Origin of the sequence: Allorhizobium sonneratiae (assembly GCF_023700755.1) — a bacterium.
Taxonomy (GTDB): domain Bacteria; phylum Pseudomonadota; class Alphaproteobacteria; order Rhizobiales; family Rhizobiaceae; genus Allorhizobium; species Allorhizobium sonneratiae.
This window is the reverse complement of sequence record NZ_JAMKOJ010000002.1, coordinates 13,206-30,869: the sequence shown is the minus strand read 5'-3', so window position 1 is coordinate 30,869 and position 17,664 is coordinate 13,206. Positions and strand designations below refer to the sequence as shown.

Sequence of the window (17,664 nt, the reverse complement as noted above, 5' to 3'; positions counted from 1 at the left end):
CAGCTTTGTCGATCTGCCTCGTTTTATCCTTCTGCCCCGTTTTCTCCTTCTGAAAGGCCGACCATGAGCAACACGCCGACACTTCTGTTTACCGAGGCGCTGGTGCTGCTGGGTGGTGCGGTGGTGGCAGCCCCGCTTTTCCGCCGTTTCGGTCTGGGTACGGTGCTGGGCTATCTGGCCGCGGGCGCAGTGATCGGACCCATCGCCCATGTGATCAGCGGCGCGGAGGAAATCCTGCCGATTGCCGAGCTTGGAGTGGTGTTCCTGCTGTTTATCATCGGGCTGGAGCTGAAGCCTTCGACGCTGTGGCGGATGCGTTCGGATATTTTCGGCCTTGGCCTGATGCAGGTTCTCCTTTGTGGAGGGCTGTTGACGGGGATCCTGTTTTTTAGCGGGCTCATGGCCTGGCATGGGGCGATCATTGCCGGTTTCGGTCTGGCGATGTCCTCCACTGCCTTTGCCCTACAGATCCTCAATGACCGTAATGACGTCAACAGCCGTTATGGTCAGCGCAGTTTTTCCATTCTGCTGTTTCAGGATCTGGCCATCGTGCCGCTTCTGGCGCTGATCTCCATTCTGGGCGCGCGCTCAGGCGATGCGACCTCGCCGCTCTGGCTGTCGATTGCGCTGCCGGTCGCCGCCACGTGCAGCATGGTACTGGCGGGCCGGTTTCTCCTGACGCCGCTGTTTCAGATCATTGCCCGCACCGGTGCGCGTGACGTGATGATTGCCGCCGCCTTGTTCATCGTGCTGGGCTCGGCCATGCTGATGGAGGCGGCGGGGCTTTCCATGGCTATGGGGGCCTTTCTGTCCGGTGTCATGCTGGCCGAATCCTCCTATCGCCATGAGCTTGAGACCGATATCGAGCCGTTTCGCGGCATTCTCCAGGCGCTGTTTTTCATGGCGGTGGGGCTTTCCGTGCGTTTCGACGTCATCCTCGACAATCTCTGGCTGATTGCGCTGGCCCTGCCGGTGGTCATCCTGGTCAAGGGGGTGAGCATCTATCTGCTCTGCCGCCTGTTCGGCTCCGACCATGACGACAGCCTGCGTATTGCAGCCCTCCTGCCGCAGGGTGGTGAATTCGGCTTCGTGCTGTTCAGCACGGCCGCCGCTGCCGGGCTTTTTTCCAGCGCCACCTCATCCCTGCTGATTTCCGTGGTGACGCTGACCATGGCGCTGACGCCACTGGTGGCGGCGCTGGCGCGTTACCTTATGAGCGCGGAGCGGCATGAGGAACTCGAGGAGGATTTTCAAGGGGCGGGTTCCGATGTGCTGATGATCGGGTTTTCCCGTTTCGGCCAGATTGCCGCGCAGATCCTGTTGGCCAGCGGTCGCGATGTGACCATTATCGACGATTCGGCCGATCGTATCCGTCAGGCCTCGTCTTTCGGTTTCCGCATCTATTTCGGCGATGGCACGCGGCTGGATATTCTGCGCGCCGCTGGCATCGAAAAAGCCAAGATCGTCGCCGTCTGTACGCAAAAACGCGAGGTGACTGATCGGATTGTCGATCTGATCGGCGAGGAGTTTCCGCATGTACGGCTCTTCGTGCGCTCCTATGACCGTATCCACAGCCTGTCGCTTCGGGCGCGCAATGTTGAATATGAACTGCGCGAAACGCTGGAATCGGGGTTGAAATTCGGGCGCATGACCATCGAAGCTTTGGGTGTCGAGGAGGAGATGGCGCGGGAAATCGAGGAGGATATCCGCCGCCGCGATGAAGAGCGACTGCAAATCCAGGCGGTGGAAGGGCCGCAGGGTGGCGCGCATATGATGTATGTGCGGCCGGAGCCGTTGATACGCCCCAAGCGCGCAGCCGAGATGGATGACACGGCTGTCTCCTGAAACGATCGGAGGCGTGTCGTCACGGCAGGAGATGCGGACGGCAGGGCGCCCCGGACGGCAGTCCGGGGCGCAAAACACTTACTTGCTCGGTGTCGAAGACGTCGAAGAGTTGTCCAGCGACGGCATTTTCATACCACTGGCATTGGACTGCTGTTCGCTCAGCGTCTTGTATTCCGGGGCGTTCTTCAGGCTGTCGGACGTCTCGGTGGTGGTCAGATGCAACTCACTCGGATTTTTGGTGTCCTGTGCCACGGTGATTTTGCTCATCGGAACGGCGACATTTTTCTCGCCCATGCCCAGGAAACCGCCGACGCCGATCACAGCTGCGACGATGCCACCGTTTTTCTGCATGATCAGGTCGTTGATTTCGCCAATGCTCTTGTTGTTGCTGTTATAGACATTCTGGCCGATGAAATTTGACGCCGAAACCTGATCCGGCCCCTGACGGGTCAGATAGGTGTCGGTGGCGGCGGTCGTACCCATGGCGCCAGTTGTTGTGCCGGTTGTGTCGCCGGACGTGGTGTTCATCTGAACCGATCCTGGCGCTGCCGGATTGGTTGCTGGCGTCGTGTTCTGCGCAAAGGCTGCCGGAGCCAAGGCCGTAGAGGCGATCAGGGCGGAAGCCGTAAGAATACCAAGGGTCTTTTTCATCTCGAACCTGCCTTTCGGTTGGTTTCATTGCGATCTGGGAGAAAGACGCCTTGTGCGTCGTCTCTCACCCGGTTCGCAGAATGAAATGGCTGGGCAGGCGGATCGTTCCGATAATTTTTGCTATAAATTTATGCAAAAAGCTGGAACATTTTGCATTTCAATAAATGCACACAATCTCATATAATGAAATGCGGTTCGTGCCGTCCTTTGACTGGAACATTGAGGACAAAGGTCTTGCCCGTATGGGGATCGGCGGTTTTTTCAGCATCGCCGAGATCCTGGGTTGCGCTGGTGACGAGGAGACGATCGGCCTTCGCGCCGATAAAGGCGGGACAACTGGTTTGCGAGGCTGGAAGCGTGTAGCGGGCAAGGCGCTGCCCGGATGCGTCGTAATGATCGATTGCGCCGACACCCCAGCGCGCATTCCACAAGCCGCCCTCGGCATCGCAGACGGAGCCGTCGATTCCGCCTTTCTCATGACGGCCGTCAATATGAAGGACGGGGTCGCCGGTCGGCAGACCGGTTGCCGGATCGAGCGCCACCTTCATGAGTGTATTGACGGCGGAATCGACGAAATAGGCAAGCGCCCCATCGGGCGAAAAGCAGATGGAATTGGGAATGCTGAGGCCGTCATAGAGTCGGGTGACGGTTTTTCCGGCGACATGATAGATGGCACCAGCGGCATTTTCCGCCGATTTTCCCATGGTGCCGATCCAAAGCGCCCCGCTTTGATGGACACGGCCATCATTAGAGCGATTGTCTGGGCGGTCCGGTTCCAGAAGGGTAAAAAGCTCCAACGCGCCGCTGGAGATATGGCGAAGGAAAAGGCCATCTTCTGTCGCCAACAATTGACGCTCTGCATCAATGGCGGCAATCACGCTCGCCATCATCGGCAGGCTGTGACGAAGGGTGGTGGCGCTGGCAAAGCGATGCTCGTAAAGGCTTTTACCGACGATATCGAACCACCAGGCCGTATCGGTGAGGGCGTCATAGGACGGGCCTTCGCCCAAAGTCAGCCGTGTGTCGAAAACAATATCGTATTTGCTATGATGAAGATCGTTCATGGCTGCGCCTCCCGTTTCGGTCAGGGGGTTTTAAAGCGCATCCCGAAAAGTGTGAAGCGGTTTTCGGATAAGATGCGCGTCCAAGCAATTGCAGCAAAAGTGTGCAGCGGTTTTGCGTCCGCAATTGCGGCAAGAAGAAGCGCATCCCGAAAAGTGTGAAGCGGTTTTCGGATAAGATGCGCGTCCAAGCAATTGCAGCAAAAGTGTGCAGCGGTTTTGCGTCCGCAATTGCGGCAAGAAGAAGCGCATCCCGAAAAGTGTGAAGCGGTTTTCGGCCAGGAGTGCTGTCGAGAAGAATGCAATAAAAAAGTGCAGGAGATGTTGAAATTTTGTTGATGGGTAAAGCGACAGCACTTTTTGTGCGCGCCGGAGCGGGTGTTCTGGTGGAGGCAGGCTTTTGCTATAAGCCTTGAAACCTGTTTAGGAGATTGAATTTAAATATTTATAATCTCCACATGCACTATGGATGCATTGGGATATGCCATCAGAACGGATGGCTGTATATTTGTCTTTTCTGCTTAAATTTTAAGCTGAGTAAGGTGTTTGTATTTAAGCCGAAATTGTTTTAAAGAACCGAACGGCCATCTAGAATTTCCATATTTTAAACCTTTGAGAAAAAATCTCTTTTTGAAAGCCAAGAGTTTTGCAAAAATTCCTGACGCCCACAGCAATGAGAACAAAGTGGTTATATTTTTCGATTAAAAGTGTGATTGGACCACGTCCTGTGAACCAGAGGGCTGTTTTCAAACATGGGTGATGATCTGGCACATAGAGCCTTGCTGGTTGAAGATGTTTCTTCAAGGCTGTTTTATGTTGAGTACTCACTGAGGGAACTGGCGGGTTTGAAGACCCAGTTCGATATCTTTCGTCTGATGAAGCGCGTAACGGAAGAGTTTGGTGCACGATATTTTCTTGTCATGCATCTGCCATCGGTGACGGATCAGACGCTGTCAGGCAGTTCAGTGATTTCCAACTGGCCGACGGAATTGATGAGCCTGTATGATCAGGCCGGTCTCATGGCGACAAGCCCTGTGTTCACTAAGATCAGGGCGTGCGCTGCGCCCGTCGTTTTCGATGTGCAATGGGTGGCGCGGGAACGCGAGGCCAGAACGGTGGAGCTGGCGCGCAATCTTTTTGTGCAAAGCGGCATGCCGCGAGGAGCCTGCTTTCCCGTGCATGACGGCAGTGGCAATCGGGGCATGGTCAGCTTTTGTGGCGATATGCCAGCTTTTTCCTTTCTCGACATGACCCAGCTTCATTATATTGCCACCCATGTCTATAGTCGTCTTGCAGAAATACGGGAAATGGATGCCCGTATCGCCGATAATCTGACCGATCGCGAAATCGAGTGTCTCAATTGGACTTCGATCGGCAAGACTTCAATTGAAATCTCGGACATCATGGGGCTGTCCGAACATACGATCAATCATTACCTCAATCGCGCCGCCAGAAAACTGGATACGGTGAACCGGACTCAGGCCGTGGCCAAGGCATTGCGGCTTGGGCTGATCAAATAGAGGTCTTTTCGGCTTCGCTGCTGCCAATCTTTTAGTCAAAACGGTTTTGTTGCCTCATCATGGGCAGTTCCGGCTCGCTCGTTGCCATAAGCCGTTTCAGCCTGATGGGTTGTATAAAGTGCAGATCGGATGCTGAAATTGTTGCATCATGGGCAGTTTCCGGTTTCCGGAAGCGGTGAACCCTTTATAACATTTTGTTTTACAATGTTTTTCTAGGAAGGAATTTCGTCGTGTTTCTGCAGATGCTCTCAATTCAGACCGGCTCGGGGATTTATTCAGGAGGCTGACTGTTTTTTACAGGCGCAACTGGCACGGTTTGTGCATTGCAATAGGCAAAGGTCCAGAGGGGACTGTGAGGAGCGGTCAAAGAAACCGCCTCAAACAAAACCGCCGGATGCTCCTTGAAAGAAGGCGCGCCCGGCGGTTTTTGTTTTGGCTGTCGTTTTCCCGGCTTGTGTGCCTGCGGGCGATTGGCATTCTGGCGAAGAGCCTCTATCTGAGAAAGATCGTTCCCATTGTCGTCTGTCTGAGGGCGGACGGATCAGAGTGAAGGCTGTTTTGCATGACACCCGATAAAAACACCATTCTCGAAGCGCTTAAAACCGTGCGCGGGCCGGATCTTGAAGGCAATATCGTCGATCTCGGGCTGGTTTCGGATGTGTTCATTGCCGATCAGAAAGTGTATTTCTCCATCAATGTTCCGGCAGAGCGGGCCGAGGCGCTTGAGCCGTTGCGACAGGCCGCGGAACGCTGTGTCAAGGCGGTTGCCGGGGTGAAAGGCGCAGTGGTCAGCCTGACGGCAGAGCGCAGACCCGGCGCGGATGCGCCCCGTGCCCACCCGCCACATGCGGCTGCACCAACATTGCCGCCACGTGCGGCAGCGCCGTCACAGCCGCAGGCGCAAAAACCCGCCATTGCCGGAATAGGGGCCATCATTGCTGTCGCGTCCGGCAAGGGAGGTGTGGGAAAATCGACCACGGCGGTCAATCTGGCGCTGGGTTTGCAGGCGCTCGGTCTGAAAACCGGGCTGCTCGATGCCGATGTCTACGGTCCTTCGGTGCCGCGTCTGCTTGGCATTTCCGGCAGGCCGCGCCAGATCGATGGCAGACTGATCGTGCCCATGGAAAATTACGGGCTGAAGGCCATGTCGATGGGATTTCTGGTTGATGAGGCAACCGCCATGATCTGGCGTGGACCGATGGTGCAATCGGCCCTGATGCAGATGCTGCGCGAAGTGGCCTGGGATGGTCTCGATGTGCTGGTGGTCGATATGCCGCCGGGAACCGGCGATGTGCAGCTGACACTGGCGCAGCAGGTGCCGCTGGCCGGAGCCGTGATCGTCTCTACCCCGCAGGATCTGGCTTTGATCGATGCGCGCAAGGCCGTCACCATGTTCAACAAGGTCGAGGTGCCGATCCTCGGCATTGTCGAGAACATGAGCTATTTTCTCGCACCCGATACGGGCGTGCGCTACGATATCTTCGGCCATGGCGGTGCGCGTGCCGAGGCTGAGGCCATTGGTGTGCCGTTTCTGGGCGAGGTGCCGCTGACCATGGATATTCGCCAGGCATCGGATGCCGGCAAGCCCGTGGTGGCGCTGGACCCTGATCATCCGCAGGCTCGTGTGTATAAAGCTGTCGCCAGCGCCGTGTGGGAGCAGGTCAGCCAGCGGCGCGCCCGTCCGGCGCCTGTTCTTTCTTTTGAATAAAGCAGAATCATGAAAAAAGCGGGGTCTTTGCGGCAAAGGCCCCGCTCTGCGGTTCAGGTGCAATGGGCAACGGCAAAGGGCAGGTGACAGGTCGCAAAGGCAGCGGCTGCCGGTTATGATGGACAGCTAATCACCTTTAATTCTTCTTTTGTTCTTTACTTGTTCCGTTTTGTCGCGTATAGAATGGGTTCATTCGAGACCGTTATGGATTGCGGAACAACAGTGGCAATAAGGCTGTTTCACGCCGCTTTCCTGTGTGGAGCCCATCATGACCCTGTTGTCCGATCTGGGACAGGCTGCGTTTCAGCCTGCCAATACGCCTGATATTGCCGATGCGCTGCTGAAGGCCTCCGGCCTCAGAATCGATGGGGAAAGACGGCGTGGCCGTGGCGCAGGCCTCAATCCTTCCGGTCGCTTTGAGACGAGGGAGCGGATCGCCTTCGACGACGGCTGGGACAGCCTTGAAGACCTGCCCGCGTTCACGACGCAGGTACAGGTCGAAAAACCGCGCAGCATCATCACCCGCAACGAATCGCCTGATCTTCCCTTCGAGCGTTCGGTCAATCCCTATCGCGGCTGTGAACATGGCTGCATCTATTGCTATGCGCGGCCAAGTCACGATTATATGGGCCTGTCGCCGGGTCTCGATTTTGAAACCCGCCTGTTTTCCAAGCCGGACGCCCCGCGTCTTCTGGAGCGGGAATTGTCGAAGCCGGGGTATAAGCCGCGCACCATTGCCATCGGGACCAATACCGATCCCTATCAGCCGATTGAGCGGGACTGGCGCATCATGCGGCAATTGCTCGAGGTACTGGCTGCGGCCCAGCATCCTGTCGCCATCGTCACCAAGTCGGCACTGGTTTTGCGCGATCTCGATCTTCTGGCTCCCATGGCTGAAAAGGGGCTGGTCAAGGTTGGCCTGTCGGTGACGAGCCTCGACAACAAGCTGTCGCGCAGCATGGAGCCGCGCGCTTCGGCCCCGCATAAACGGCTGGACGCCATCCGGCAGTTGCGTCAGGCGGGCATTCCGGTCAGCGTGCTGGTCTCGCCGATCATTCCCGCCCTGAACGATCATGAGATCGAGCGGATTCTCGAATCGGCTCAGGCTGCGGGAGCAACCGAGGCGAGTTATGTGCTGCTGCGGCTTCCGCTTGAAGTCAGTCCCCTGTTTCGTGACTGGCTGCTCCAGCATTATCCCGATCGTTATCGCCATGTCATGTCGCTGTTGCGTTCGATGCGTGGCGGCAAGGATTACGATGCCGAGTTTGGCAAGCGCATGAAAGGCACCGGCCCCTATGCCTGGCAGATCGGGCGCCGGTTTGAAATCGCCACCAAACGGCTCGGGCTTGGCCGTCGCAGCCTGCAATTGCGCGACGATCTCTTCATTCCGCCGAATGGAAGCGGAGTGCAGCTTTCCTTGCTGTGAGACCTGCAGAGGCAGGATTGCGACAGACTTGAAGACGGGAGAGTTTCAGTCGAGCGGAGACTTGCAGAGCGGCAAAAGCTGTGAAACATCGCGGCATGAAAAGAACAAAGCCTGCCGATTCTCCCGGTCTTTTCGATCAAGGCCGGTTGAGCCCAGATTTTTCGCTTGAGCAAACCGCCCGCGCGCGAGGGCTTTGGCCTGTTGCCGGAACGGATGAGGCTGGACGCGGCCCCTTGGCGGGGCCGGTCGTGGCCGCTGCTGTCATTCTCGATCCTGATCATATTCCAGAGGGGCTGAACGATTCGAAAAAACTGAGCGCCGCGCGCCGGGAAGTTTTGTTCGAGGCCATTCTGGCCAGCGCAACCGTTGCCATTGCCTCATCATCCGCGGCCCATATCGATCGCAGCGATATTCGCAAGGCCAGCCTCGATGCCATGCGGCGTGCCGTTCAGTCACTTGCCGTTCCCGTCGCGCATGTTTTATGCGACGGACGCGATATCCCTCCAGACCTTTCCTGCTCCGCCGAAGCCGTCATCAAGGGCGATGCGCGTTCCCTGTCGATTGCTGCGGCGTCGATTGTTGCCAAGGTCACGAGAGACGGGATGATGGCGAAAGCAGATACTGTCTTTCCGGCTTATGGCTTTGCCGCCCATGCCGGTTACGGTACGAAAATCCACCTTTCCGCCATCGGAGCCGAAGGTGCGTGCGCCCTGCATAGAATGAGTTTCAAGCCTCTGCGTGATCAGCAGGAATGAAACCTGCATTATCGTGCGTTTTATCAAGCGCATATAAGATGCTGTAGCGCTTTAAATCTGCTGAATAATTGTCTCCTTAAACCGATTCCGGTTTAAGGACTTATACAGTAGAGCATCGGCCAAAAAGTGGGAACCGGTGTTTCGAACAGAAATGTTTAAAAACAAAGAGTTAGAGCATTTCACCGTTTCCGTGAAACAGTGAAATGCTCTAGGTTGCCAACGGGGTGTAGGGTTCCGGTGGCAACCGCGCCCGCGGGTCAGGCGGGCGCGGTTATTCGTGGGCAATCCAGGCTGCAGACAGGATTGCTGTAGCTTGGATGACAAGATCCAAAGGGCATTACCACGCCGGATCCGGACTGAACTCGGCGTTGTAAAAGGGGCCGACAGAGGCCATCGGCAAACGGAAATCAGCTTCCATTTCACCATAACTCGCTCGTGGGCAAAATCAGCATCCAGCCTGAAGGGGAAGAGGCTGGCCGCCTCCAGCTTTCCCGCTCCTGCGATCCGGTACAGACCGTGTCCACAAGCTTGCATGGTTAAGATTTCACAGCAGTAACGGGCATGCCTTGATATATGTCAATTGCACCTCCAATGGCCGATGACTTGCAATTGTGTGGGCGAGGGTTCATATGCATGAGCTGAAAGTATGTTCACAACTGCGGGCCCCTCTGGCGGGAAAACGGCTTCCCGTGATGTCGGAGTTGTTTGTCGAACAGCGCCGTATTCAACAGTTTGACAATGTCGTTTTTTTCTGTCGATTTTCTCGGCCAGCCCCTATGGATGTGGCTGGGCTTTCTTGTTTTCGTTCTGGCCCTGCTTGTGATGGATCTGTGGCTGTTCAGCCGCGGTGATCAAACCGTGACGGTTTCGAAAAGCCTGCGTCTGTCTTGTTTCTATTTCGCCATGAGTCTGGCCTTTGCCGGCTTTGTCTGGTGGCGCATGGGGGCGTCTGCCGCGACACTCTATCTGACCGGCTATGTGGTCGAGGAAAGCCTGTCGCTTGACAATATTTTCGTCATCGCCCTGATTTTCGGCTATTTCCAGATCCCGCCACATCTTCAGCGCCGTGCGCTCGTGTTCGGCATTATCGGTGTGGTCATTCTGCGCGGCTTGATGATCGGGCTCGGTACGGCGCTGGTGGACCGGTTCCATGTCGTACTTTATCTGTTTGCGCTGTTTCTGGTCGTCAGCGGCATCCGCATGATGTTTTCCGGCGATGACGATTATGACATTGCCGCAAACCCGGTTTTGCGCTTTTTGCAAAAGCATCTGCCGATCGTTCCGGACCTCCACGGTGACCGCTTTTTCGTCAGACTGCCCCGCCAGAAAGATGGGGCATCGGCAAAAGGCAAGCATATATGGTATGCCACCCCGCTGTTTCTGGCGCTGGTCATGGTGGAACTCGCCGATGTGATCTTTGCTGTCGACAGCGTCCCGGCTATCTTTTCCATCACCACTGAACCCTATCTGGTCTTCACATCGAATATTGCCGCTATTCTTGGGCTGAGGGCGCTTTATTTCGCGCTGGCAGCCATGATGGAGCGTTTTTATCTGTTGAAATATGCCCTGTCTGCGGTGCTGGTTTTCATTGGCGGCAAGATTATTGCTGTCGATATGCTGGGCCTTGGCCAGGTGCCGCCTTTGGCCTCACTCGTAATTACACTTGCGATTCTGTCGGCAGGTGTTATTGCTTCGCTCTCGAAAACCAGGTCTGATTGAGTGTCTCCCATCGTTTATGGGTCCGGTTAGCATCAGGGCTGAGGAAAACAGAAGCTGGGGAGCCTCAGCGCTTCAAATGAAGCGCATTGCTCGCGCCACTTCGGACAAGGGTATTGACCGTTTGAGTGCTGCTTTTGCGCGCATGACATGGACAGCAACGGACCGGCCTGATGATGCCGGACGCAGCTTTTCTCCAATGGCGACACCAAAACCGATACAATGGCTGCATCACCGGTCCTTGGCGCACAACAAATGTGCCGAAAGGCAATCCGGGCGTGGTTTTGCAAGACCGGGCGAGAGCCTTTGGCGTGCTTGCCGACTTTCCCCAACAACAGGGCGGGCCTGTGGAGCCTGTTTATAAAATGTCTCAGGAAAACCATTCTCCATCGGCGCATGATAACGCCAGTCTCAAAAACGTGCTCTATCTGGCGTTGGGTTCAGTGGGCGTCGTTTATGGCGATATCGGCACAAGCCCGCTCTATGCTTTCCGTGAAGCCTTGAAGCCTGTTTCTGCCGATGGCATCACCCGCTTTGAAGTGATCGGGTTGACCTCGCTGATCATCTGGACGCTGACCATTATCGTCACGCTGAAATATGTGCTGTTCCTGTTGCGCGCCGACAATGACGGCGAAGGCGGTACGCTGTCACTTCTGGCGCTGCTCAGCAAATCGGCAGGTCGTCACACCGTGGTGCTGATGGTTCTCGGCCTTGTCGGGTCGGCGCTGTTTCTCGGCGATGCGATGATCACACCGGCGCTGTCGGTTCTGTCTGCTGTTGAAGGTCTGAAACTCGTGCTGCCGCAATCGAGCAGCTTCATCGTGCCGATCTCGGTGGTGATCCTGATCGTGCTCTTCGTTGTCCAGTCGCGGGGAACGGGGGCGGTGGCCAATTTCTTCGGCCCTATTACCGCTTTGTGGTTCATCGCCATCGCCTTTGGTGGCATTCACCATATTTTTGACGATCCGGCGATTTTTCTCGCCTTCAACCCGATCAATGCCGTCAGCTTCCTGATTTACGAGCGTTTTGTCGGGTTCGTTGTGCTGGGCGCGGTGTTTCTGACGGTGACCGGAGCGGAAGCGCTCTATGCCGATCTTGGTCATTTTGGCCGCAAACCGATCCAGACGGCCTGGTTCGGCATGGTCTATCCGGCGCTGGTGCTGAATTATCTGGGGCAGGGCGCGCTGGTGCTGAAGGATCCGGCCATGGCATCGGACCCGTTTTTCCTGATGTTCCCCAAATGGGGTCTGCTGCCCATCGTTATTCTGGCGACGGCAGCAACCGTGATTGCCAGCCAGGCCGTGATCACCGGGGCCTTTTCCATGGTACGCCAGGCGATCCATCTCGGCTTCCTGCCGCGCATGGAAATCCTGTTCACCTCCGAAACCAATACCGGGCAGATTTATCTTCCGGCGGTCAACACGCTGCTGCTGCTTGGCGTTCTCGGTCTGGTGCTGTTGTTTGAAAGCTCGGATGGGCTGGCCACTGCCTATGGCATTTCCGTCACCGGCGCCATGGTGGTAACGACGATCATGGCGTTTGAATTCGTGCGAATCAAATGGAAGTGGTCAGTTGCCGTGGCGCTTCTCTTGCTTGTGCCGCTGCTGCTGCTGGAACTGGTGTTCCTCAGCGCCAATCTGTTGAAAATTCATGATGGCGGTTATATTCCGGTGCTCTTTGCCGCAGGCTTTACCATCGTCATGCTCACCTGGCGGCGCGGAACCGGAATTCTCTTTGCCAAGACCCGTCATGCCGATATTCCGTTGTCGTCTTTCATTCCGTCCGTTGAACGCAAGAGCGAACATGCGCCGGTGCGCGTGGCCGGAACGGCAATCTTCCTAACAAGCGACCCGGAAACCGCGCCTGCGGCCCTGTTGCACAATCTCAAGCACAACCACGTGCTGCATGAGAAAAACATCATTCTGACGATCAAGACGGTCAACCGTCCACGGGCGAGCGATGCCGAGCGTTTTGTCGCCGAAAGCCTGTCGGAGCGCTTCAGCCGGGTGGAAATCCGCTTCGGTTATATGGAGCAGCAGAATGTGTCGCAGGCCCTGGCGAAGCTGAGAAAAGGCGGGCTGAAATTCGATATCATGTCCACCTCCTTTTATCTGGGGCGGCGCAAACTGGTGCCGGATGCCAAGTCGGGCATGCCGAACTGGCAGGACAGGTTGTTTATCGCGCTTGCCAATTCCGCCGCCGATCCATCGGATTATTTTCATCTGCCCGCCAACCGTGTGGTGGAACTGGGATCACATGTGATCATCTGAGATCAACGGCATTGACGCAGGCGACCAGGCGTTAATCTGGTCTGCAGCCTGCGGCCAATTTGACGCGCTGGCGGCAAAAAAATGCAAAATTTATTTTATCGATCTGTTTTTATTCAGTTAATTTGTCGTGAAACAACCGGTTTCAATGCCTTGACTATGCAGGCGCGCAAAATTATGGTGCGCGCGACTTGAAGGCGCCTGGAAAGGCTCATTCTGGCCGCAATCGTGGCAGGATCAGGGCATTTACGTGGTGCATCGGCAGGTCTTGATCATGTCATTCGCCTTAAGCGGAAATTGAATGTCATGATCTCGGCGGGTGGAACAGAGAAAAATCCGAGCCGTTTGCTGTATGTTGAAACGCCTCAAGGCGGTGGCTGGCAGACGGAGAGGACAAGATGGACGAAGACGAAAAAGACCTTGAACGACGCAGATCCGAGCTTGGCGCAAAACTGGCCGAAAGGCAGGCGCAGAAAAGCCGGGATATGGCGAAGGAAAAACAGGGCGAGGTCAGCCGTAAAGGCTATGCCGAGGCGATGAAGCTGGCGAGCGAGTTCTTTTCGGCTGTGTTTGTCGGCGGTGTTCTGGGTTATATGCTCGATCGCTTTGCCGGAACTTCGCCATGGGGTCTTGTGGTGCTTTTGTTGCTCGGCTTTTGTGCCGGCGTGTTGAATGTGTTGCGGTCTGTCGGCGCTGTGGCTCCTGTCGCATCGTCAAATCGGCGGGACGAGGATAATAAATGATCCATTGGCGCATTGCTGTGGCAATGTCGGGATGGTAAGGGAGTGCCGCTTTCGGGTGGCTTTAGCGAGAGAGATCATAAGGTGGCAAACGATCCTATCCATCAGTTCAGGATTCACACGATCGTACCGATCGAAATTGGTGGTATCAATTTCTCGTTCACCAATGCGTCGCTGTTCATGGTGGCGGTTGTGGTGGTGGCTGCCGGGTTTCTGTATTTCGCCTGCAGCAATCGTGGTCTGATTCCGGGCCGCGCCCAGTCCGTGGCCGAGATGGCCTATGAATTCGTTGCCTCCATGCTCAGGGAAGGGGCGGGAAGCCAGGGAATGAAATTTTTCCCGATGGTGTTTTCCATCTTCATGTTCGTGCTGACGGCCAATCTGATGGGTATCGTGCCCTATTTCTTCACGGTGACGAGCCAGATCATCGTTACTTTCGCGCTGGCCATATTCGTTATCGGTACCGTTATTCTCTTCGGTTTCTTCAAGCATGGTCTGGGCTTTCTCAAGCTCTTCGTGCCGCCGGGCGTGCCCGCTGCGCTGCTGATCATGGTCGTGCCGATCGAGATCATTTCCTTCCTGTCCCGGCCGATTTCGTTGTCGATCCGTCTCTTTGCCAACATGCTGGCCGGACACATCACGCTGAAGGTTTTTGCTGGTTTCGTCGTGTCGATGAGCAGTCTGGGCGCTCTGGGTGTTGCCGGGTCCATTCTGCCGCTGGCCATGACGGTGGCGCTGACCGGTCTGGAACTTCTCGTTGCCTTCCTGCAGGCCTATGTCTTCGCCGTTCTGACCTGCATGTATCTGAACGACGCCCTGCATCCGGACGGTCACTGATCGATCTGGTGTGACGATGGCCCGTGTCACGAAGTGTGGGAAACGGGTCGTGTCTGATTGGCAGAGCGTGTGAAAGTTTTGCTGGCAGGCACATGGAATAGACTTTATAGCATCGGGCGACACAGGATTGTCACAGGGTGCTATGGGAGCGGCAGACGGGCAGTGCGTTTGCTGTCGCTCATGGAATAACGACATTGGCGTCTGAAGCGTCAATCAATCGCCGCCTAACCATTTCAAAGGAGTACACTCATGGACGCGGAAGCAGCAAAGTATATCGGTGCAGGTCTGGCTTGCTTTGGCATGGCCGGCACGGCTCTCGGCCTTGGCAATATTTTCGGCAACTACCTCTCCGGCGCTCTGCGCAACCCTTCCGCCGCTGACAGCCAGTTTGGCCGTCTGGTGTTTGGTTTCGCTGTTACGGAAGCTCTGGGCATCTTCTCGCTGCTCGTTGCTCTCCTGCTGCTCTTCGCTGTCTAAGAGCGTTTGTGCTCGGGATCACGGATTGCCTTGAAGCCTGCCGCACGCACTGTTTCAGCGCGTTGAGGATGGGAAAATAAAGGCAACCGTGGTCTCTTGCTTTTGCAGGATACCTGGAGGCGAGTATGTTGTTTACCCCTGCCTATGCCGAGACGACGACGGCTACGGCTGAAACGCACACGGAAACTGGCGTTGCGCATGGAGCGGAGCATGGCAAGGGTGCTTTCCCGCCCTTCGATCCGTCCACCTTTCCCTCGCAGCTTTTGTGGCTCGTCATCACATTTGGCATTTTCTACGTCTTGATGCAGCGCATGGTCATGCCGCGCGTCGGTGGCATCCTGGAGCATCGTCATCAGCGTATTGCCGAGGACATCAAGGAAGCCGAGCGGCTGAAGGTCGATGCGGACGTTGCGATCGCCACCTATGAGGCGGAGCTTGCTGCTGCACGGGCAAAAGGCCAGTCGATTGCCGCCTCTGCGCGCGAGGAAGCCAAGGCCAAGGCTGAGGCAGATCGTCTTGCCGCCGAAGAACAGTTGACGGCGAAAGTCAGCGAAGCCCAGGCCAATATCGCCGCCATCAAGGCCAAGGCCTTTGCCGAGGTCGATGCGGTGGCCACGGAAACCGTTGCAGCGATTGTCGAACGCCTGACGGGTGCAAGCCTGAGCGCTGCCGATGCGCAGGCTGCCGTTGCCGCTGGCAAGAAAGGCTGAGCCATGGAATTCGATAATACCTTTTACGCCTTCGTTGGCCTGATCATTTTCATCGGTCTGCTTGTTTATCTCAAGGTGCCGGGAATGATGGCGAAGTCGCTCGACGAGCGCGCCAACAATATTCGCGACGAGCTGTCCGAAGCAAAGCGTCTGCGTGAAGAAGCGCAGCAGTTGCTGGCGGATTATCAGGCCAAGCGCAAGGAAGCGGAAGAAGAAGCGAAGGCCATTGTGGCGGCCGCTGAAAAGGAAGCCGCTGCCCTGACAGCAGAAGCGCGTCAGAAAACCGAGGACTATGTTGCCCGGCGCAATGCTCTTACCGAAGAGAAGATCAAGCAGGCCGAAGCCGACGCGATCAATGCCGTTCGTGCCGCAGCCGTGGATCTGGCCGTTGCGGCAGCAGAACAGGTATTGACCAAATCAGTCGATGCGGACGTTCAGGCCAGGCTTTTCCAGAATTCGATTGGCGAAGTCAAAACACGGCTGAACTGAACTGATACAGCATAACGAACTGACGAAGCCGGGTTTGCCCGGCTTTTTTGTTTTGAACTTTATTCGATTCAGAGCGTTTTGTGTCATCTGCTGCATAGTCCGTTAAATGGGAATCGATTTGACAGAAAAATTATGCATCAGATTTAAAGTGTTACGGCATTTTATGTGCATTTGATAAAACGCACGATGCTGTAGTCAAGCTTTTTGCATTGCGATATAAGTCGATCATGTTGACTGTTCTTGTTGAATGCTGCGATCAGGAAGGCGAACTGGCGCAAACCCTGGCGGTTCTTGTTGCTGGTGCCGTGAAAGGTATTATTTCAGACGTGGTGGTGCTGGATAAAGGCTCCCGCGATGGAACATCGTCTCTTGCCGATGCTGCCGGATGCCGGTTTCACCTGAATGGGCAACTGAATGAAATTATCGCTTCGGTGCGAGGCGAATGGCTGCTTCTGGTCGAGCCGGGTGCTCGCCCTGTTTCCGGCTGGATCGAGGAAATTGCCGATTATGTGGCAATGAATACGCGACCGGCCCGTTTTGCCCCCTCACGCTTTTATCGACGCCCGATTCTTTCCCGGTTGATGCGGCGTGGGCCGCCGCTGGAGCACGGTTTTCTCATGCAAAAACAGCAGGCCTTGCAGATCGCCAAGGCCGATATGGCGCTGGCCGATCTGACCCGGGGGCTGAAAGGCGAGCGGTTGATGAGCGAGATCGTGCCAGCCTGGGCTGCCCGCTCCACACGTCTGACACAGACAGGGCTTTGATCAGGCCTTCGCCCGTTTCAGATGTTCGTCGAGACGTGGCATGATTTCAACGAAATTGCATGGCCTGTGCCGGTAATCGAGTTGCTGGGCAAGAATCCCATCCCAGCCATCCTTGCAGGCGCCGGGTGAGCCGGGCAGCACGAAGACGAAGGTGGTCCCGATCAAACCGGCTGTGGCACGCGACTGGATCGTCGACGTGCCGATCTTGTCATAGGAAATCCGGTGAAATACGGCGGAAAACCCGTCCATGCGTTTGTCGAACAGCGGTTCCAGCGCATCGGGTGTGACATCGCGACCGGTAAAGCCGGTGCCACCGGTGGTGATCACCACATCCACATCGCTGGCCTGTGCCCAGGCGCTGACCTGAGCAGCGATCCGGTCGGCATCGTCAGTGACTAAGGCCCTGTCAGCCAGACGATGACCAGCAGCCAAAATCCGGTCAGCCAGAACAGCACCCGACCGGTCCTCCTCCAGGCTGCGGCTGTCGGACACCGTCAGGACGGCAATGCCGAGGGGAATAAAGGCCCGGCTGGCTTCGGTTTGGCTCATCTGAAACGTCCTTCCTCTGGGGCACGACACCGCCCTGTCGTCAATTCCGTTCGGCCTACTGAATCATTCCTGAAATCGGGTAGGATTTCAGGTGAAAATGATGCAGCAGATGAAACGTGTTACAGCGAGTTTTGTGCGCCCTATTTGGC

General features: G+C 56.1%; 16 protein-coding genes. 13 read left to right on the top strand and 3 right to left on the bottom strand.

Annotation, left to right across the window (positions count from 1 at the left end; all coding sequences use genetic code 11):
• The first annotated feature begins 63 nt into the window (after positions 1-63).
• Entirely contained in the window at positions 64-1,845 is a 1,782-nt protein-coding gene (locus NAC44_RS03090; protein WP_250937688.1) for a monovalent cation:proton antiporter-2 (CPA2) family protein, read from the top strand.
• A 78-nt stretch (positions 1,846-1,923) separates the two neighbouring features.
• Here NAC44_RS03090 and NAC44_RS03085 read toward each other — a convergent pair whose 3' ends face one another.
• Positions 1,924-2,496, bottom strand: a complete 573-nt coding sequence (locus NAC44_RS03085; protein WP_250937687.1) for a PRC-barrel domain-containing protein — start codon at positions 2,494-2,496, stop codon at positions 1,924-1,926.
• 176 nt (positions 2,497-2,672) lie between these two features.
• Positions 2,673-3,560, bottom strand: coding sequence for an SMP-30/gluconolactonase/LRE family protein (locus tag NAC44_RS03080; RefSeq protein WP_250937686.1), 888 nt, complete (start codon positions 3,558-3,560; stop codon positions 2,673-2,675).
• A 779-nt stretch (positions 3,561-4,339) separates the two neighbouring features.
• On the opposite strand from NAC44_RS03080, the gene NAC44_RS03075 reads away from it, so the two are divergent.
• The 12 genes from NAC44_RS03075 (at position 4,340) to NAC44_RS03020 (ending at position 16,966) form a co-directional block, all read left to right on the top strand.
• Complete coding sequence (locus tag NAC44_RS03075) at positions 4,340-5,077, top strand: LuxR family transcriptional regulator (protein WP_250938718.1); 738 nt, start codon at positions 4,340-4,342, stop codon at positions 5,075-5,077.
• Positions 5,078-5,639: 562 nt separating this feature from the next.
• Positions 5,640-6,785, top strand: a complete 1,146-nt coding sequence (locus NAC44_RS03070) for an Mrp/NBP35 family ATP-binding protein (RefSeq protein ID WP_250937685.1) — start codon at positions 5,640-5,642, stop codon at positions 6,783-6,785.
• A gap of 268 nt (positions 6,786-7,053) precedes the next feature.
• A complete protein-coding gene (locus tag NAC44_RS03065) occupies positions 7,054-8,211 on the top strand; it encodes a PA0069 family radical SAM protein (RefSeq protein WP_250937684.1) in 1,158 nt (385 codons plus the stop codon).
• Positions 8,212-8,306: 95 nt separating this feature from the next.
• Positions 8,307-8,966 (top strand): ribonuclease HII, encoded by a 660-nt coding sequence (locus tag NAC44_RS03060; protein ID WP_250937682.1) that lies wholly within the window; start codon positions 8,307-8,309, stop codon positions 8,964-8,966.
• A gap of 738 nt (positions 8,967-9,704) precedes the next feature.
• Positions 9,705-10,685 carry a TerC family protein gene (locus tag NAC44_RS03055; RefSeq protein ID WP_250937680.1) on the top strand — a complete coding sequence of 327 codons (981 nt, stop codon included), beginning with the start codon at positions 9,705-9,707 and terminating at the stop codon, positions 10,683-10,685.
• 362 nt (positions 10,686-11,047) lie between these two features.
• Positions 11,048-12,952, top strand: a complete 1,905-nt coding sequence (locus NAC44_RS03050; RefSeq protein ID WP_250938716.1) for a potassium transporter Kup — start codon at positions 11,048-11,050, stop codon at positions 12,950-12,952.
• Between the two features lie 395 nt (positions 12,953-13,347).
• Positions 13,348-13,692 carry an AtpZ/AtpI family protein gene (locus NAC44_RS03045; protein WP_250937679.1) on the top strand — a complete coding sequence of 115 codons (345 nt, stop codon included), beginning with the start codon at positions 13,348-13,350 and terminating at the stop codon, positions 13,690-13,692.
• An 81-nt stretch (positions 13,693-13,773) separates the two neighbouring features.
• Positions 13,774-14,526 carry a F0F1 ATP synthase subunit A gene (locus tag NAC44_RS03040; protein WP_250937678.1) on the top strand — a complete coding sequence of 251 codons (753 nt, stop codon included), beginning with the start codon at positions 13,774-13,776 and terminating at the stop codon, positions 14,524-14,526.
• A 249-nt stretch (positions 14,527-14,775) separates the two neighbouring features.
• Positions 14,776-15,003, top strand: a complete 228-nt coding sequence (locus NAC44_RS03035) for a F0F1 ATP synthase subunit C (RefSeq protein ID WP_075638698.1) — start codon at positions 14,776-14,778, stop codon at positions 15,001-15,003.
• Positions 15,004-15,128: 125 nt separating this feature from the next.
• Complete coding sequence (locus NAC44_RS03030) at positions 15,129-15,713, top strand: F0F1 ATP synthase subunit B (RefSeq protein ID WP_250937677.1); 585 nt, start codon at positions 15,129-15,131, stop codon at positions 15,711-15,713.
• 3 nt (positions 15,714-15,716) lie between these two features.
• A complete protein-coding gene (locus tag NAC44_RS03025) occupies positions 15,717-16,202 on the top strand; it encodes a F0F1 ATP synthase subunit B (RefSeq protein ID WP_250937676.1) in 486 nt (161 codons plus the stop codon).
• Between the two features lie 227 nt (positions 16,203-16,429).
• Entirely contained in the window at positions 16,430-16,966 is a 537-nt protein-coding gene (locus NAC44_RS03020) for a glycosyltransferase family protein (protein WP_250937674.1), read from the top strand.
• On the opposite strand, the gene moaB is transcribed toward NAC44_RS03020, so the two are convergent.
• Positions 16,967-17,515, bottom strand: coding sequence for a molybdenum cofactor biosynthesis protein B (gene moaB / locus NAC44_RS03015; protein WP_250937673.1), 549 nt, complete (start codon positions 17,513-17,515; stop codon positions 16,967-16,969).
• Between the last annotated feature and the right edge of the window lie 149 nt (positions 17,516-17,664).

Coding starts and splice junctions, on each gene's coding strand:
- NAC44_RS03090 (WP_250937688.1), top strand. CDS start 64: ATGAGCAACACGCCGACACTTCTGTTTACCGAGGCGCTGGTGCTGCTG.
- NAC44_RS03085 (WP_250937687.1), bottom strand. CDS start 2,496: ATGAAAAAGACCCTTGGTATTCTTACGGCTTCCGCCCTGATCGCCTCT.
- NAC44_RS03080 (WP_250937686.1), bottom strand. CDS start 3,560: ATGAACGATCTTCATCATAGCAAATACGATATTGTTTTCGACACACGG.
- NAC44_RS03070 (WP_250937685.1), top strand. CDS start 5,640: ATGACACCCGATAAAAACACCATTCTCGAAGCGCTTAAAACCGTGCGC.
- NAC44_RS03065 (WP_250937684.1), top strand. CDS start 7,054: ATGACCCTGTTGTCCGATCTGGGACAGGCTGCGTTTCAGCCTGCCAAT.
- NAC44_RS03060 (WP_250937682.1), top strand. CDS start 8,307: ATGAAAAGAACAAAGCCTGCCGATTCTCCCGGTCTTTTCGATCAAGGC.
- NAC44_RS03055 (WP_250937680.1), top strand. CDS start 9,705: ATGTCGTTTTTTTCTGTCGATTTTCTCGGCCAGCCCCTATGGATGTGG.
- NAC44_RS03050 (WP_250938716.1), top strand. CDS start 11,048: ATGTCTCAGGAAAACCATTCTCCATCGGCGCATGATAACGCCAGTCTC.
- NAC44_RS03045 (WP_250937679.1), top strand. CDS start 13,348: ATGGACGAAGACGAAAAAGACCTTGAACGACGCAGATCCGAGCTTGGC.
- NAC44_RS03035 (WP_075638698.1), top strand. CDS start 14,776: ATGGACGCGGAAGCAGCAAAGTATATCGGTGCAGGTCTGGCTTGCTTT.
- NAC44_RS03030 (WP_250937677.1), top strand. CDS start 15,129: ATGTTGTTTACCCCTGCCTATGCCGAGACGACGACGGCTACGGCTGAA.
- NAC44_RS03025 (WP_250937676.1), top strand. CDS start 15,717: ATGGAATTCGATAATACCTTTTACGCCTTCGTTGGCCTGATCATTTTC.
- NAC44_RS03020 (WP_250937674.1), top strand. CDS start 16,430: ATGTTGACTGTTCTTGTTGAATGCTGCGATCAGGAAGGCGAACTGGCG.
- moaB (WP_250937673.1), bottom strand. CDS start 17,515: ATGAGCCAAACCGAAGCCAGCCGGGCCTTTATTCCCCTCGGCATTGCC.